This is a genomic window from Novosphingobium sp. BL-S-21 (genome assembly GCF_055521655.1).
Map to the genome: position 1 here is coordinate 766,970 of NZ_CM145496.1, position 16,097 is coordinate 783,066.

Annotated in this window: 14 protein-coding genes; 7 read left to right on the plus strand and 7 right to left on the minus strand. The window is 64.4% G+C overall.

The window, feature by feature from the left end; translation table 11 throughout:
• Positions 1-138 precede the first annotated feature (138 nt).
• The 3 genes from cobT to ACZ1J6_RS12020 form a co-directional block, all read right to left on the minus strand.
• Positions 139-1,965: a cobaltochelatase subunit CobT gene (cobT, locus tag ACZ1J6_RS12010; RefSeq protein ID WP_431567428.1), complete on the minus strand. Its 1,827-nt coding sequence runs from the start codon at positions 1,963-1,965 to the stop codon at positions 139-141.
• Between the two features lie 179 nt (positions 1,966-2,144).
• The gene (fsa, locus tag ACZ1J6_RS12015) at positions 2,145-2,795 is read right to left on the minus strand and encodes a fructose-6-phosphate aldolase (RefSeq protein WP_132263009.1); all 651 of its coding nucleotides are present in this window, start codon (positions 2,793-2,795) and stop codon (positions 2,145-2,147) included.
• Between the two features lie 130 nt (positions 2,796-2,925).
• Positions 2,926-3,708 carry a DUF4197 domain-containing protein gene (locus ACZ1J6_RS12020; protein WP_431567006.1) on the minus strand — a complete coding sequence of 261 codons (783 nt, stop codon included), beginning with the start codon at positions 3,706-3,708 and terminating at the stop codon, positions 2,926-2,928.
• A gap of 51 nt (positions 3,709-3,759) precedes the next feature.
• Here ACZ1J6_RS12020 and ACZ1J6_RS12025 point away from each other — a divergent pair, with 51 nt between their 5' ends.
• Positions 3,760-5,925, plus strand: coding sequence for a primosomal protein N' (locus tag ACZ1J6_RS12025; protein WP_132263010.1), 2,166 nt, complete (start codon positions 3,760-3,762; stop codon positions 5,923-5,925).
• 42 nt (positions 5,926-5,967) lie between these two features.
• Here the strand turns inward: ACZ1J6_RS12025 and ada are convergent, their stop codons facing one another.
• Both ada and ACZ1J6_RS12035 read right to left on the minus strand, forming a co-directional pair.
• Positions 5,968-7,008 (minus strand): bifunctional DNA-binding transcriptional regulator/O6-methylguanine-DNA methyltransferase Ada, encoded by a 1,041-nt coding sequence (gene ada / locus ACZ1J6_RS12030; RefSeq protein WP_431567007.1) that lies wholly within the window; start codon positions 7,006-7,008, stop codon positions 5,968-5,970.
• The gene (locus ACZ1J6_RS12035; RefSeq protein ID WP_431567008.1) at positions 7,005-7,484 is read right to left on the minus strand and encodes a DUF1203 domain-containing protein; all 480 of its coding nucleotides are present in this window, start codon (positions 7,482-7,484) and stop codon (positions 7,005-7,007) included. The genes ada and ACZ1J6_RS12035 overlap by 4 nt, the downstream gene beginning before the upstream one ends.
• Positions 7,485-7,712: 228 nt before the next feature.
• Here ACZ1J6_RS12035 and ACZ1J6_RS12040 point away from each other — a divergent pair, with 228 nt between their 5' ends.
• From ACZ1J6_RS12040 to ACZ1J6_RS12060, 5 genes are all read left to right on the plus strand, one after another.
• Positions 7,713-8,267 carry a F0F1 ATP synthase subunit delta gene (locus tag ACZ1J6_RS12040; RefSeq protein ID WP_132263014.1) on the plus strand — a complete coding sequence of 185 codons (555 nt, stop codon included), beginning with the start codon at positions 7,713-7,715 and terminating at the stop codon, positions 8,265-8,267.
• 13 nt (positions 8,268-8,280) lie between these two features.
• On the plus strand, positions 8,281-9,810 hold the full coding sequence (gene atpA / locus ACZ1J6_RS12045) for a F0F1 ATP synthase subunit alpha (RefSeq protein WP_132263015.1): 1,530 nt from the start codon (positions 8,281-8,283) through the stop codon (positions 9,808-9,810).
• A 130-nt stretch (positions 9,811-9,940) separates the two neighbouring features.
• Positions 9,941-10,822, plus strand: a complete 882-nt coding sequence (locus ACZ1J6_RS12050) for a F0F1 ATP synthase subunit gamma (RefSeq protein ID WP_132263017.1) — start codon at positions 9,941-9,943, stop codon at positions 10,820-10,822.
• A gap of 24 nt (positions 10,823-10,846) precedes the next feature.
• A complete protein-coding gene (atpD, locus tag ACZ1J6_RS12055) occupies positions 10,847-12,304 on the plus strand; it encodes a F0F1 ATP synthase subunit beta (RefSeq protein WP_132263019.1) in 1,458 nt (485 codons plus the stop codon).
• A gap of 6 nt (positions 12,305-12,310) precedes the next feature.
• Positions 12,311-12,565, plus strand: a complete 255-nt coding sequence (locus ACZ1J6_RS12060) for an ATP synthase F1 subunit epsilon (protein ID WP_132263020.1) — start codon at positions 12,311-12,313, stop codon at positions 12,563-12,565.
• A 94-nt stretch (positions 12,566-12,659) separates the two neighbouring features.
• On the opposite strand, the gene ACZ1J6_RS12065 is transcribed toward ACZ1J6_RS12060, so the two are convergent.
• Positions 12,660-14,009 (minus strand): sulfatase-like hydrolase/transferase, encoded by a 1,350-nt coding sequence (locus ACZ1J6_RS12065; RefSeq protein ID WP_431567009.1) that lies wholly within the window; start codon positions 14,007-14,009, stop codon positions 12,660-12,662.
• Positions 14,010-14,305: 296 nt separating this feature from the next.
• Between ACZ1J6_RS12065 and ACZ1J6_RS12070 the strand changes: the two genes are divergently transcribed.
• Positions 14,306-15,817 (plus strand): CpaF family protein, encoded by a 1,512-nt coding sequence (locus ACZ1J6_RS12070; protein WP_431567010.1) that lies wholly within the window; start codon positions 14,306-14,308, stop codon positions 15,815-15,817.
• Here the strand turns inward: ACZ1J6_RS12070 and ACZ1J6_RS12075 are convergent.
• Complete coding sequence (locus tag ACZ1J6_RS12075) at positions 15,814-16,020, minus strand: hypothetical protein (RefSeq protein WP_132263025.1); 207 nt, start codon at positions 16,018-16,020, stop codon at positions 15,814-15,816. The two genes, ACZ1J6_RS12070 and ACZ1J6_RS12075, sit on opposite strands and share 4 nt — an antisense overlap.
• Positions 16,021-16,097 lie beyond the last annotated feature (77 nt).

Here is a 16,097-nt window from a genome sequence, read left to right on the forward strand (position 1 = left end):
GCCGCGGCATAAGCGGCTGGCCGAGGCGAGGTCAATCCTTGAGGACGCCGACCCGAACGGATCCCGATAACGGGAAGCTCCCGCGCAAGCGACGCCCTGAAGAAAGGCCGGCAGTCCCGGACCAGGTCCGGGACGCCCTCATTTCCTGCCCTTTTCCTCTTCGAACAGTCCGGCGAGCTGTTCGATCATGGTCCCGCCGAGCTGTTCGGCGTCCATGATCGTCACGGCGCGGCGGTAGTAGCGCGTCACATCGTGGCCGATGCCGATGGCGACGAGCTGGACCGGGCTCTTGGTCTCGATCCACTCGATCACGCGGCGAAGGTGCGCTTCGAGATAGCCCGCGGAGTTCACCGATAGCGTCGAATCGTCCACCGGAGCGCCATCGGAGATCACCATCATGATCCGCCGGTCTTCGGGCCGGGCCAGCATGCGGTTGTGCGCCCAGAGCAGCGCCTCGCCGTCGATATTTTCCTTCAGCAGGCCCTCGCGCATCATCAGGCCCAGATTCTTGCGCGCCCGGCGCCACGGCTCGTCGGCCTTCTTGTAGATGATGTGGCGAAGATCGTTGAGGCGGCCCGGATGCTGGGGGCGCCCGTTCGACAGCCAGGATTCGCGGCTCTGTCCGCCCTTCCAGGCGCGCGTGGTGAAGCCCAGGATCTCCACTTTGACGCCGCAGCGCTCCAGCGTGCGCGCCAGCACATCCGCGCTGATCGCCGCGATCGAGATCGGACGACCGCGCATCGAGCCGGAATTGTCGAGCAGCAGGGTGACGATCGTATCCTTGAACTCGACATCGCGCTCGATCTTGTAGGACAGCGACTGTCCGGGCGAGACGACCACGCGGGCGAGCCGCGCGGCATCGAGCATGCCCTCTTCCTGGTCGAAGTCCCACGAACGGTTCTGCTGGGCCATGAGGCGGCGCTGGAGCCGGTTGGCAAGGCGCGTCACCACGCCCTGCAACCCCTTGAGCTGGGCATCGAGATAAGCACGCAGACGGGTCAGTTCCTCGTCGTCGCACAGTTCGGAAGCGACCACCACTTCGTCGAAGGCCTCGGTGAAGACCTGATAGTCGAAGCTGTCGGGAATGTCGGTCCAGGGTCGGTTCGGGCGCACGGGCATCATGCCCTCCTCGCCTTCCTGTCCCTCTTCGCCGTCGTCCATCTCGTCCGAGTTCTCGCCCTCGGCCTCGCTCTCGCCCTCGTCCTGACCGCTCGACGGCTCGGCGGCCATCTCGGTGGACTGCTCCTCCTTGCCGCTTTCGTCGCCGGTTTCGTCTTCCTCGGTCTCCTCGTCGCCGTCCATGTCCTCGGACTCTTCGGGCGGCTGTTCGATCTGCTCGGCCTGGGTCATCTCCAGGTGCATGAGCATGTCGAGCGAGAGCTTCTGGAAGGCTTTCTGGTTCTCGATGGAATCGGCCAGCGCCTCGAAATCGTCACCCGCCTTCGATTCGATCCAGCGGCGGACCATGTCGACGCCGAACTGGGCCGATTCCGGCACTGGCTGGCCGGTCAGACGCTCGCGCAGCATGAGCGCCAGCGCGGTCGGGATCGGCACGCCGTCCGGGCTGTCCGCCCGCGAGATCGGATCGCTGGCGATGCGCGCTTCCAGCGAGGCATCGAGGTTGGCGCGCATGCCCTCGTAGTGATTGGCGCCCAGCGCCTCGTAGCGCACGGCCTCCACCGCATCGTAGCAGGCCCGGGCCGAAGGATCGGCGGGCGCATTGCGCATGTGCAGCCTGTCGTTGTGATGGCGCAGCCTGAGCGCGAAACTGTCGGCATAGCCGCGCGCCTGCATGGCGGCCGCCTGCGGAATCGAGCGGCCCGGCATCGGCACGCGGAACGTCTGGCCGGTGGAGCTTGGAGCGTCGGCGGTCCAGTTGACCTCGACTTCGGCATCCTGCGCGATGGCGCGCGAAGCGCCAGTCAGGGCCAGCTTGAAGCGATCGACGGGTGTTTCATCGGACATGACCGCTCAATGGCGACATAGTCCGCCGGGTGCAAGCCGGGAAGGATCGGTTGGGAGCAAGAGGTCGTCCCGGACGCGGTCCGGGACGACGATCCATGCTGCCCTGACCTCGGGCCGGAACGGCTTCAGATCAGAGCGGCGTCAAGTCAGAGCGACGTCAAGTCAGAGGGACGTCAATTTCAGAGCGACTGGCCGGTCTTGGCCCAGTCGGCCATGAAGCCTTCGATGCCCTTGTCCGTGAGGACGTGCTTCACGAGGTTCTTGATGACGGCCGGCGGCATCGTCGCGACGTCGGCGCCGATGCGGGCGCATTCGAGGACGTGGACCGGGTGGCGGATCGAAGCCGCGAGGATCTCGGTCTCGAACGCGTAGTTGTCGTAGATCAGGCGGATGTCGCGGATCAGGTCCATGCCGTCGAAGCCGTTGTCGTCATGACGGCCGACGAAGGGCGAGACGAAGCTCGCGCCGGCCTTGGCTGCGAGCAGGGCCTGGTTGGCCGAGAAGCAGAGCGTGACGTTGACGAGCGTGCCGTCGCTGGTCAGCTTCTTGCAGGTCTTCAGGCCGTCGATGGTGAGCGGCACCTTGATGCAGACGTTGTCGGCGATCTTGCGGAGGATTTCGGCCTCGCGCATCATGCCTTCATGGTCGAGCGCAACGACTTCGGCGCTGACCGGACCATCGACCAGACCGCAGATTTCCTTGGTGACTTCCAGGAAGTCGCGGCCGGACTTGGCGATCAGCGAGGGGTTGGTGGTAACGCCGTCGAGCAGGCCGGTGGCGGCCAGATCGGCGATGTCGTTGGTGTCTGCGGTGTCGACGAAGAACTTCATGGCGCGGTTCCTGTGGGTGCGGGGCTGCGACGGGCGGCGTCGCGCTGCCCGTCGATTCTGGCGCCCCCTATAGGGAAGCGCGCCCTTCCCCGCTACCCTGCGCCTTGCGGCCGCCGGAGCGGCCGGCCGGTCAGGCCTTCTTGAACGCGCCGATCAGCACGGCATCGTTGGTATCGGCCGGATCCTGGCGGATTGCCGCCTCGGCCGCACCGATCTCGTACCAGATGCCGTTGTCGGCATCGAGCGCGAGGGCATGGGCGGTGTCCTGGACGGTCACGCCCTTCAGCGCGGCGATCGCCTGGTTCAGCGTGGGGTCCTGCGCCTCCTTCATGGCGCGCTCGATCTCGGGGATCATGGCGTTGACGAGCGCCGGCCCCATCGCGCGGCGCAGCAGCGTGGTGGCCGCGGTATTGCCGCCTGCCATCACTTCGGCCGGATTCGGGATGGCGACGCTCTGCACGGTCTTGAGCACCAGCGGACCGGCCACGCGCGCGCCGGGCGTCGCGAAGAGGTTGAGCTGATACTGAAGCTTGTCGCGGAAGGCCTTCGACTTGAGCACGCCCGTGGTCGTGCGCCCGGGGCGGTCGAACAGCACCGGCATCGGGATGCGGGCCACGGGGCTGGTCCAGAAGCCCTCGGGCTGGCCGAGCCAGGCGAAAGCCCGTTCCGAGGAAAAGCGCATGAGGCGGCGTACGGGGTCCGCGCCGGCCGAAGAGCCCGAGCCCAGGCCCGAACCCGTCGCGAGAGTCGAGCAGCCCGGCAGCATCAGCACTCCGGTTGCAAGCATGCCGATGAGCACGCCGCGGCGGCTCCAGTCGGACCGAAACGCGCTTGCCGCGCCGGTTTCGACATGCATGTCCGCTTCCGCCGAAGCGCCCATGGCTGCCGAATTATCCCCTGTTCCCCAGTTCACCATCATCAACTCCTTCACGCCCCCGGACAGCAGTGCCTATATGCAACCTACATGAAACGCGTCCGAATCCTCGTCTTCAACGCCGCACTGGGCGTCCTCGACTACCGCGTCCCCGAAGGCATGGCGATAGAATTCGGCTCCGTGGTGGTTGCGCCCCTCGGGCCGAGGCAGGTGCTCGGCATCGTCTGGGAGCCGCAACGCCTGAACACGCAGGAAGTGCCTGAATCGAAACTGCGCCCCCTGCTGGAAGTCATGCCCGTGCCGCCCCTGCCGGAGCGTCTGCGGCGCCTCATCGAATGGACCGCGGACTACTACTGCGCCTCGCTTTCGTCCGTGGCGCGCATGGCGCTGGGCAGCATGGCGGCGCTGCGCGGCGGCGGCACCACCACCGAATACCGCCTGACCGGACAGGAGCCCGCCCGGCTCACCCCGCAACGCGCCGCCGCGCTGGACGCTCTCCAGGGCGAGCAGGCCTCGATCAAGGAACTGGCCGAGCTGGCCTCGGTGTCGGACGGCGTTCTGCGCGGCATGGTCGGCGCGGGCCTGCTGGAGCCGGTGGTCGTCGATCTCGACCGTCCTTATGCCCGCGCCCGGCCCGAACATGCCCAGCCCATGCTGTCGGACGGTCAACAGGAAGCGGCCGACATCTTCGTCGAGGCCGTTCGCGCCGATGCGTTCGCGCCGTTCCTGCTCGACGGCGTGACCGGCTCTGGAAAGACCGAGACTTATTTCGAGGCCGTGGCCGAGGCGCTGCGGCGCGGACGGCAGATCCTGGTCCTGCTGCCCGAGATCGCGCTGACCGAGAATTTCCTGCGCCGCTTCGAGCACCGCTTCGGCGTGCCGCCGATCCTCTGGCATTCTTCACTGAAATCCAGCGAGCGGCGCCGCGCCTGGCGCGCCATCGTGGCGGGCGAGGCGCAAGTCGTGGTCGGCGCGCGGTCGGCGCTGTTCCTGCCTTATGCCCGCCTCGGCCTGATCGTGGTCGACGAGGCTCACGAAGTCTCGTTCAAACAGGACGACGGGGTGCGCTACAACGCGCGCGACGTGGCGGTGATGCGCGCCAAGTTCGAAGGGATACCGGTCGTGCTCGCCAGCGCGACACCCGCGCTCGAATCGATGCAGCTGGCCGAGGCAGGCGTCTATCGCAAGGTCGACCTGCCCTCGCGCTTCGGCGGCGCGCAACTGCCCGACATCCAGATCCTCGACTTGCGCCAGGAGCCGCCCGAGCGCGGCAAGTGGCTCGCCCCGCGCCTGGTGGAGGAAATGAAGGCGCGGCTGGCGCGCGGCGAACAGTCCCTGTTGTTCCTCAACCGCCGCGGTTACGCGCCGCTGACGCTGTGCCGTCACTGCGGCTACCGTTTCCAGTGCCCGAACTGCACGGCCTGGCTGGTGGAGCACCGCTTCTCGCAGCGCCTGGCCTGCCACCACTGCGGCCATGAAGTGCCGGTGCCCGCGGCCTGCCCCGAATGCGGCACCGGAGACTGCCTGGTCGCCTGCGGGCCGGGGGTCGAGCGCATTGCCGACGAAGTCGCCGAGATCCTGCCCGAGGCCCGTGTCGCGCTCGTCACGTCCGATACGATGAACACGGCCGAGGCCGTCGGCGAATTCGTCGCCAAGGCGGAGGGTAAGGCGATCGACGTCATCGTCGGCACGCAGCTCGTGACCAAGGGCTACCACTTCCCCGATCTCACCCTGGTGGGCGTGGTCGATGCCGACCTGGGCCTGGAGGGCGGCGACTTGCGGGCGGCGGAGCGCACCTACCAACAGGTCGCCCAAGTCGCCGGGCGCGCGGGCCGCGGCGAAAAGCCGGGCGAAGTGCTGATCCAGACGCGCCATCCGGAAGCCTCGGTGATCTCGGCACTGGCCGCCGGGGACCGGGACGCATTCTACGCCGCCGAGACCGAGGCCCGCCGCGATGCGGGTGCGCCCCCCTTCGGACGCTGGGCGGCGATCATCGTTTCCTCGGAAGACCAGTCCGAGGCGAAAGCCGCCGCCCGCGCCATTGGCGGCACGGCGCCCAACCATCCCGACATGCTGGTGCTCGGCCCGGCCCCTGCCCCGCTATCGCTGCTCCGCGGCCGTCATCGGTTCCGCCTGCTGATCAATGCCCGTCGCTCGGCCGAATTGCAGAAGACCTTGCGCGAATGGCTGGAACCGCTGCAGTTCCCCCGCGGTGTGCGGGTGAACATCGACATCGATCCTTATTCGTTCGTGTGAAATTCACCGCGCCGGATCGATGCGCGGCGAGGGCCTTGCCGTTCACCCCCGCTCCCGCTTGAGCAGTTCCCGCTTGATCTCCTCGCCGTAGGCATAGCCGCCGATCGACCCGTCGGTGCGGATCACTCGGTGGCAGGGAATGAGCACCGCGACATTGTTGGCCCCGTTCGCCGAGCCTGCCGCGCGCACCGCGCCCGGCTTGCCGACCGCCGCCGCAATCTGGGCATAGCTGCGCGTCTCGCCGGCGGGAATGCGCTGCAGCTCGCGCCAGACCGCCTCCTGAAATGCCGTGCCCTGCACATCGAGCGGGATCACCCGCGACTGCCCCGGCTGCTCCACCGCCGCGACAACGCTTGCCAGCAGGTGCGCAAAGTCGCTGCCGCCTTCCACCAGTTCCGCATTCGGAAACCGCGCGGCCAGTTCCTCGCGCCCTTCCTCGAAGGAGAGCCGGCACACGCCCTTCCCGGTCGCCGCCACCAGCATGGCGCCGAGGCTGGTGGGAACGACGGCCCAGTGGATGGTCACGCCGCGCCCACCCTCGCGCCAGGCCGAAGGCGTCATGCCCAGCCTGCCCTCGCTTGCCTCGTAGAACCGCGAGCTGGCGCCGAACCCGGCCTCGTAGATCGCCTCGGTCACGCTCGCGCCGCTGCTCAGGGCATCGCCGGCACGCGCGACCCGCTTCGCCCGGAGATATTCCGCCGGCGACAGACCGACCGCGCGCTTGAACACCCGCTGGAAATGCGTCGGACTATAGCCCGTCGCCTCGGCCAGCTCGGCAAGGCCCGGCGTTCGCTCCTCATCGGAATCGAGCAACCGCAGCGCTATCGTCACCGCTTCCTCGTCGCGCGAGACATCGTTGGGCCGGCAGCGCATGCAGGCGCGCAGGCCGAACTGCTCCGCTTCGCCGGCATCCGGGAAGAACCGCACATTCTCGCGCCGGGGGTGCCGCGCCGAGCAGGAGGGGCGGCAGTAAATGCCGGTGGTCAGCACGCCGGTGACGAAGCGGCCGTCGAACGTGCGGTCGCGCGACTGCACGGCCTGCCAGGCGCGGTCCTCGCTTACGGGGATGTCCAGGACGGTCACTGCATCTCTCCATGGCGTTCGATCCGCGCGGCAAAGCAGCCGTAAGCGGCATTGTGAGCGTGAATCCCGGCAATCGCGGGATCTTCGAACAAGGCCCCGATCGCTTCCTCGATCTCGCCCGGTCCTGCCAGTCTGGCCCGGACCAGCATCCCCTCCCGGTCGAAGCCCCGCAACGAAAGCGTGCGACCGGCGAACACCGGTGGCAGCCGGTCGACATGCGGCTGGGCCTCCGCCGCGTTCTCCCTTACATATATCGCATAGGCGCTGCGATAGGGACCGGCGACATCATGGCTGACGAAATTCGCCAGGATCAGGCTTTCGCCCGGCTCGGCATCCTGCAGGCTGACACGGCACGGATAGCCCGGACGGGAGGTCGCGATCACGCGCCGCATCCCGTTTTTCTCCAGTTCCTGCGCGTCCATCGCGAAAAACGGTGCGAACCGATCTTTCGGCAAACCGATGATTCGATAGGTCATGGCAAACTCCATTGGTTCGTTTGTCCCAACCTTGCAGCAGCCGCTGCGGCGATACTTCCCGCCCCTTGCTTTTAAAGCGCTTTCCCAACCATTGTGGTCAGGCCGCCTCCCATAGCTTGCATCGTAACACTATCGTCGCTATGCGCGCCCCGTCTGCGGGCCGGGGGGCACGTCATTGTCGTGCGCCCCAAAGTGTCCCAGCCCACCCGATGTAAGGATAGGACACGCGTGGAGAATTCCGGCGGCATCAAGGCCAGCTTGCAAGGACGCTACGCTTCGGCGCTGTTTGATCTTGCCAGCGAGAACGGCGTCGTAACGACGGTCGAATCCGACCTCGAAAAGATCGCCCTCGCCATCAGCGAAAGCGCCGATCTGGCCGAGCTGATTCGCAACCCCGAAATCAGCCGCAAGGCTGCCGGCGCGGCCATCGAAGCCGTTGCCGATGTCCTCGGCCTTGCGCCGCTGACCAGGAACTTCCTGGGCGTTCTGGCGGCCAATCGCCGTCTCGTCGCCCTTCCCGAGATCATCCGCGCCTTCGCTTCGATCGCCGCCGCCCAGCGCGGTGAATCGACTGCCGAAGTCACGTCGGCTCACGCCCTGGACGACCAGCAGGTCGAGCAGCTGCGCCAGAAGCTGGAACTGCGCGAGGGTCGCAAGGTCAAGGTCAGCACCAAGGTTGATCCGGACCTGCTCGGCGGTCTCGTCGTCACCATCGGCTCCAAGCGCATCGACAGCTCGATCCGCACCCGTCTCAATTCGCTCGCCCAGGCCATGAAGGGCTAAGAAAGGCAGAACAATGGATATCCGCGCAGCAGAAATCTCGAAGGTCATCAAGGACCAGATCGCCAGCTTCGGCACCGAAGCCCAGGTTTCCGAAGTCGGCTCGGTTCTGTCGGTCGGTGACGGCATCGCCCGCATCCACGGCCTCGACAAGGTCCAGGCCGGTGAAATGGTCGAATTCGCCAACGGCGTTCAGGGCATGGCCCTCAACCTCGAAGCCGACAACGTCGGCGTCGTGATCTTCGGCTCGGACGCCGAGATCAAGGAAGGCGACAGCGTCAAGCGCACCAACACCATCGTCGACGTTCCCGTCGGCAAGGGCCTGCTCGGCCGCGTGGTGGACGCCCTCGGCAACCCGATCGACGGCAAGGGCCCGATCGTCGCCGAGAAGCGCGCCCGCGTCGAAGCCAAGGCTCCCGGCATCATCCCGCGCAAGTCGGTGCACGAACCCGTGCAGACCGGCCTCAAGGCGATCGACGCGCTCGTTCCCGTCGGCCGCGGCCAGCGCGAACTGATCATCGGTGACCGCCAGACCGGCAAGACCGCCGTCGCCATCGACACCTTCATCAACCAGAAGGAAGCGAACGCAGGCGACGACGAATCCAAGAAGCTTTACTGCATCTACGTTGCCGTCGGCCAGAAGCGCTCGACCGTCGCGCAGATCGTGCGCCAGCTCGAAGAGAACGGCGCGATGGAATACTCCATCGTCATCGCCGCCACCGCTTCGGAGCCCGCTCCGCTGCAGTATCTCGCGCCTTACACCGGCGCCGCGATGGGCGAATTCTTCCGCGACAACGCGATGCACGCCGTGATCGTGTATGATGACCTTTCCAAGCAGGCCGTCGCCTACCGCCAGATGTCGCTGCTGCTGCGCCGTCCTCCGGGCCGCGAAGCCTATCCGGGCGACGTGTTCTATCTCCACAGCCGCCTGCTTGAGCGCGCCGCGAAGATGAACGACGAGAACGGCAACGGCTCGCTCACCGCGCTTCCGATCATCGAAACGCAGGCCGGCGACGTCTCGGCCTACATTCCGACCAACGTGATCTCGATCACCGACGGCCAGATCTTCCTGGAAACCGGCCTGTTCTACCAGGGCATCCGTCCGGCCATCAACGTGGGTCTGTCGGTGTCGCGCGTCGGCGGTTCGGCCCAGACCAAGGCGATGAAGAAGGTTGCCGGCTCGATCAAGCTGGAGCTGGCCCAGTACCGCGAAATGGCGGCCTTCGCCCAGTTCGGTTCGGACCTCGACGCCTCGACCCAGAAGCTCCTCAACCGCGGTGCGCGCCTGACCGAACTGCTCAAGCAGAAGCAGTTCTCGCCGCTGTCGTTCGAAGAGCAGACCGTGTCGATCTTCGCCGGCACCAACGGCTACCTCGACGGCCTGCCGGTCGCCAAGGTCACCGAGTATGAAGCCGAAATGCTCGACTTCATGCACGAACAGCATGCCGATGTCCTCGCGCTGATCCGCTCGACCAAGGACTTCGGCGACGAAGCCAAGAGCAAGACCAAGGCCGCGCTCGACGCCTTCGCCAAGCAGTTCGCTTAAGAGAAACCGTCATCCCGGTGTAAGCCGGGATCGCGGGCCATCATCGGGACCGACCTCCCTGCGAGGCATTTCCTGAAGATGGCCCACCGGTCCCGGACCATCCCGGGGAAGACGAAACGAGGAACAACGAGTGGCTTCGCTCAAGGAACTCAAGGGCCGCATCAACTCGGTCAAGTCGACCCAGAAGATCACCAAGGCCAAGCAGATGGTCGCCGCGGCCAAGCTGCGCAAGGCGCAGGCCGCCGCGGAGTCCGCGCGTCCCTACGCCGCCCGCCTCGCAGAGGTCATGGGCTCGCTCGCGTCCAAGATCACTGTCAGCGAGAACAGCCCCAAGCTGCTCGCCGGCACCGGCAGCGACAAGGTGCATCTGCTTGTCGTCGCGAACTCGGACAAGGGCCTGTGCGGCGCGTTCAACTCGAACATCGTCAAGGCTGCCCGCGTCAAGGCGCGTGAACTGGAAGCACAGGGCAAGACCGTCCTGTTCTACCTCGTCGGTCGCAAGGGCCGCGCGCCGCTGCGCCGCGAGTTCCCGAAGCAGATCGCTCACATGTTCGACACCACCGATGTGCGTGACCCCGGCTTCGACGAAGCCGAGCGTATCGCCAACGAACTGGTGGCGATGTACGAAGCCGGCAAGTTCGACGTGGCGCATCTGTTCTACTCGAAGTTCCGGTCGGCCCTGCTGCAGGAGCCGACAGACCAGCAGATCATTCCCGTCCCCGCTCCCAAGGCGGTGGCCGCTACCGCCGGTGCGGATGCGGTGACCGAATACGAGCCGGAGGAAGAGGAAATCCTCGCCGCGCTGCTGCCGCGCTACTTGCGCACCCAGCTGTTCGGCGCCCTGCTGGAAAACGCCGCGTCCGAACAGGGTGCGTCGATGACGGCGATGGACAACGCCACCCGCAACGCCGGTGACCTGATCAAGAAGCTGACCATCGTCTACAATCGCACCCGCCAGGCTGCGATCACCACCGAACTCGTCGAAATCATTGCTGGCGCGGAAGCGCTTTAAGTCATCGCAGGCAAGGAAACCGAAATGGCCACTGCACCCGTGCTCAACCAAACTTCTACCGGCAAGATCAGCCAGGTCATCGGCGCCGTCGTCGACGTGACCTTCGAAGGCGAACTGCCCGCCATCCTCTCCGCGCTGGAGACCGAGAACAACGGCCAGAAGCTGGTTCTCGAAGTCGCCCAGCACCTCGGCGAGAACACCGTGCGCACCATCGCCATGGACGGCACCGACGGTCTGACCCGCGGCCAGCCCGTGTCGAACACCGGCAAGCAGATCTCGGTGCCGGTCGGCCCCAAGACGCTCGGCCGCATCATGAACGTCGTCGGCGATCCCATCGACGAGCGCGGCCCGGTCGGCTCGGACATGTTCGCCCCGATCCACGCCGAAGCCCCGCCCTTCGTCGACCAGTCGACCGAAGCGGCGATCCTGGTCACCGGCATCAAGGTCATCGACCTTCTCGCGCCTTACGCCAAGGGCGGCAAGATCGGCCTGTTCGGCGGCGCCGGCGTGGGCAAGACGGTTCTCATCCAGGAACTGATCAACAACATCGCCAAGGGCCACGGCGGCGTCTCGGTCTTCGCGGGCGTCGGTGAACGTACCCGTGAAGGCAACGACCTCTACCACGAGTTCCTCGACGCCGGCGTTATCGCCAAGGACGCCGAAGGCAACGCCGTGTCGGAAGGTTCGAAGGTTGCTCTCGTGTTCGGCCAGATGAACGAGCCGCCGGGCGCCCGCGCCCGCGTCGCTCTTTCGGGCCTGACCATGGCCGAGTACTTCCGCGACCAGGAAGGCCAGGACGTTCTGTTCTTCGTCGACAACATCTTCCGCTTCACCCAGGCGGGTGCGGAAGTGTCGGCCCTGCTCGGCCGTATTCCTTCGGCCGTGGGCTATCAGCCGACCCTGTCGACCGACATGGGCCAGTTGCAGGAACGCATCACCTCGACCACCAAGGGCTCGATCACCTCGGTCCAGGCGATCTACGTTCCCGCGGACGACCTTACCGACCCGGCGCCGGCCACCTCGTTCGCCCACTTGGACGCAACGACCACGCTGAACCGCGCCATTTCGGAACTGGGCATCTACCCGGCCGTCGACCCGCTCGACTCGACCTCGCGCGTTCTTGAGCCCCGCGTCGTCGGTGCCGAGCACTACGAGACCGCCCGCCGCGTTCAGGAAACCCTGCAGAAGTACAAGTCGCTTCAGGACATCATCGCGATCCTGGGCATGGACGAGCTTTCGGAAGAAGATAAGCTCACTGTCGCCCGCGCCCGCAAGATCCAGAAGTTCCTTTCGCAGCCGTTCCACGTCGCGGAAGTCTTCACCGGCATCCCGGGCAAGTTCGTCCAGCTCGAAGACACCGTGAAGTCGTTCAAGGCCGTCGTCGAAGGCGAATACGATCACCTTCCGGAAGCAGCCTTCTACATGGTCGGCGGCATCGAGGAAGCGGTCGCCAAGGCCAAGAAGCTGGCCGAAGAGGCGTAATCGATCATGGCTCTGCACTTCGAACTCGTCACGCCGGCCAAGCTCGTCCGCTCGGAAGACGTCCACATGGTGGTCGTCCCCGGCACCGAAGGCGAGTTCGGCGTGCTGGAGGGCCACGCGCCCTTCATGTCGACGATCGCCGACGGCGCGCTCAAGGTCTACCGGACCGAGAACGCCACTCCGGAAGAAATCCGCATCACCGGCGGCTTCGCCGAAGTGGGCGACAAAGGCCTGACCGTACTCGCCGAGCACGTCGGCTGATCTCTCACGCTAGTCGGCAAAAATAAAAAAAATAAAAAAAAGGCCGCCTCAGCCGAGGCGGCCTTTTTTTTGATTTGAAGATGAAACAATATTCTTAAAGGGCAGCCCCCTGTCGTGATCGATCCAATGCTCGTCGGTTGCGAAGCATGATCCAAGGAACATGTTCTGCATCGTAGCGATTTCTAAGAGCTCGCTGGAAGAATGGTGGCATGTGATCCCCGACAATGAGAATATCGGCTTCCGGGAAATCACGCCTCATAACTTCCTTCATGATAGAATCGGCAAGTCGCTGCTGGAGCAAGTAGGAACGACAGAGCATGGGAAACTGCTCATTCCAATTCTGATCGGCAAGCCTACAGTTGTCGGTATGAGCGTCACTATCTTCCGCCACTGGCAAATGACTGTTTAATGTAAGCCAGTAGATTAGGTTCCTTTGGTCAGGTAACGAACGCAACTTGTCCCCGATTATACTTGGTATGTCGGTATCGCAGGCACCTGGGAAAACACCCCCGCATTTATGGGCATCGAGTCCCAGTAACTCGGGCATGAAAAGCTGATCCTGAAACCCCAGTTTTGGATGCCAGGTTTGCCTCTCAAAAAAGTCTCCAGTGAAAGTGTGAATCGAGGTCGTGTGAAAACCCGCGTCCTTGAACTGCGCCGGCAGACAATGCGCATTATCGAAGTCGAAGCTCTCGAAGTCCTTCCAGACTGAGCACCACTCCCGTAATTCTGCATTTGTTGTTGAACCATAATAAGCGCTTGTACCGCCAGTGACTTCATATCGGCTGGACCAACGCGCTTTACCCCAGGCTTTATCGAACAAAGCCTGATCATGGGGGTTGTTGGGCTGCCCCAAGGACTCAACAAGAATGACGACAAGATTCCGCGCGCTAACTGTGCTCGGCGTTAATTCATTCCGGATCATGGCGGAGTCGATCGGTGCATCCGCTGGGGCGGTCATCTTATACGACCCTCGTGCTCCAGCAGTAGCGGCACCATCGACAAGGATCAGAAGCGCCACCGTAGCCAAAGCCATGATCTTGTGATCCAGCGTCGAGAGCTTTGGAACTTGCGGCGCAAATTTGATCGCAAGCACCATTGCTACCAATATGGTTCCCACGGCCATTAGATATTCGGGTGATTGCCGAAGATCGAGTTCTCTTGCAAACTCAACGGAAGCAACGACCGTCGTTGGGTTCAGATTGAACGAGATTGCGATGTACATCATCACGCTAGTCAAAAAGCAGAAAACAATACCTGCTCGCCTGATCCAAACGTTTTCAGAATGGCAAATCGCGACGGCAGCGACACCACAGACAGCCATCGGGAATGCCATCTGCGGCCCGCCAATCGGCCACATGGCAATTGCACCGATGTTCGGAATGCAAATCCACCAGAAAGTAAAACTGAACGAGAAACTACGCAATAAAGTAAACTTACCCATCGGCACCCCACAAGCCAACGTTCATTCGACCTGACCTGCCCCGGCCGATCTTTCGCCCGGCTATCTATTGCAAGCGTAGTTAACGCATAGCTAATCAGCACTTTCCGGAAACCGCCCTGACCGCTTTGAACTGCCAACTTGCGGCACCTTTGGACCTGAAGAGCCGGTGCACCGCAATATGGTTGAACTCCAGCCACCATTAGGAAGTTATCAAAGTTTCAACCTTAATCCTGCGCTCAATCGCAGGACATCGCCATGCGGCAGGGTGTGCCGGCGCTGAAAGGGTTGACGAAAACATGACTGCATTCGGGCGTCGCAACGGCATCGGCGGACTGGGCCAGGGCGCAAGGCCTGCGTTCGGCGTGGCCAAGCCGCTGAAGGTTGGCGCCGAGACTACGGCCGGGGCCGCCCAGCCTTCCAGTGATCCCTTCCCCCTGCCCGCCGGCTCCGGGACGACTGCGCCGCAAAACTCCCGCGACGATGCGATGTCGCGTCTCGCGGACCGCGCCAATGCCGTGCATGATGGCCAGTCCGAGCAGAGCGGCTTCGAGGCATCGATCCACAAGATCAAGGAGCAGGTCTTGCCGCGCCTGCTGGAGCGCGTGGACCCCGAAGCCGCCGCGACCCTGACCAAGGACGAACTGTCCGAGGAATTCCGCCCGATCATCATTGAAGTCCTCGCCGAGCTCAAGATCACCTTCAACCGCCGCGAGCAGTTCGCGCTGGAGAAGGTCCTGATCGATGAGCTGCTGGGCTTCGGCCCGCTGGAAGAGCTGCTGAACGATCCCGACGTCTCGGACATCATGGTCAACGGTCCGAACCAGACCTACATCGAAAAGAAGGGCAAGCTCCAGCTCGCGACGACCAAGTTCCGCGACGAGCAGCACTTGTTTCAGATCGCCCAGCGCATCGTCAACCAGGTCGGCCGCCGCGTCGACCAGACCACGCCGCTGGCCGACGCCCGCCTCAAGGACGGCAGCCGCGTCAACGTGATCGTGCCGCCACTTTCACTGCGCGGCACCGCCATCTCGATTCGTAAATTCTCGGAGAAGCCGATCACCATCGACATGCTCAAGGACTTCGGTTCGATGAGCGAGAAGATGGCGACCACGCTGAAGATCGCCGGAGCCTGCCGGATGAACGTCGTGATCTCGGGCGGTACCGGGTCCGGCAAGACGACGATGCTCAACGCGCTGTCCAAGATGATCGACCCCGGCGAGCGCGTGCTCACCATCGAGGACGCCGCCGAACTGCGCCTGCAGCAGCCGCACTGGCTGCCGCTGGAAACCCGCCCGCCGAACCTCGAAGGCCAGGGCGCCATCACCATCGGCGATCTCGTCAAGAACGCACTGCGCATGCGTCCCGACCGCATCATCCTGGGCGAAATCCGCGGCGCGGAATGCTTCGACCTGCTGGCCGCGATGAACACCGGCCACGATGGCTCGATGTGCACGCTTCACGCCAATAGCCCGCGCGAGTGCCTGGGCCGTATGGAAAACATGATCCTGATGGGCGACATCAAGATCCCCAAGGAAGCGATCAGCCGCCAGATCGCCGAATCGGTGGACCTCATCGTGCAGGTGAAGCGCCTGCGCGACGGTTCGCGCCGCACCACCAACATCACCGAAGTGATCGGCATGGAGGGCGATGTCATCGTCACCCAGGAACTCTTCAAGTTCGAATATCTGGACGAGACCGACGACGGCAAGATCATCGGCGAATTCCGCAGCTCCGGCCTGCGCCCCTACACCCTGGAAAAAGCACGCCAGTTCGGCTTCGACCAGGCCTATCTCGAAGCCTGCCTCTAACCCCTGAACAGATCCTTCCCGACCACCCCCAGCAGCAGTACCGCTGCCATGAGGGCGAAAAAGAACACGGGCGTCCAGGGCATGAAGCCCACCCGGTCGAGGTCGCGGCGCTTCATGCGGCGGCGGTCGCCCAGCCAGGCCACGGCCGCCAGGGCAACCGCCAGGCCGCCGATCACGGCCATGATCTTATCGGAATCGTTCATGGCCCGCCCTTGCCTCCTTCCGCCGCCAAGTTAAAGCCCTGGCGGTGAACGCCGCCCGCACATCATCGAAAACATCC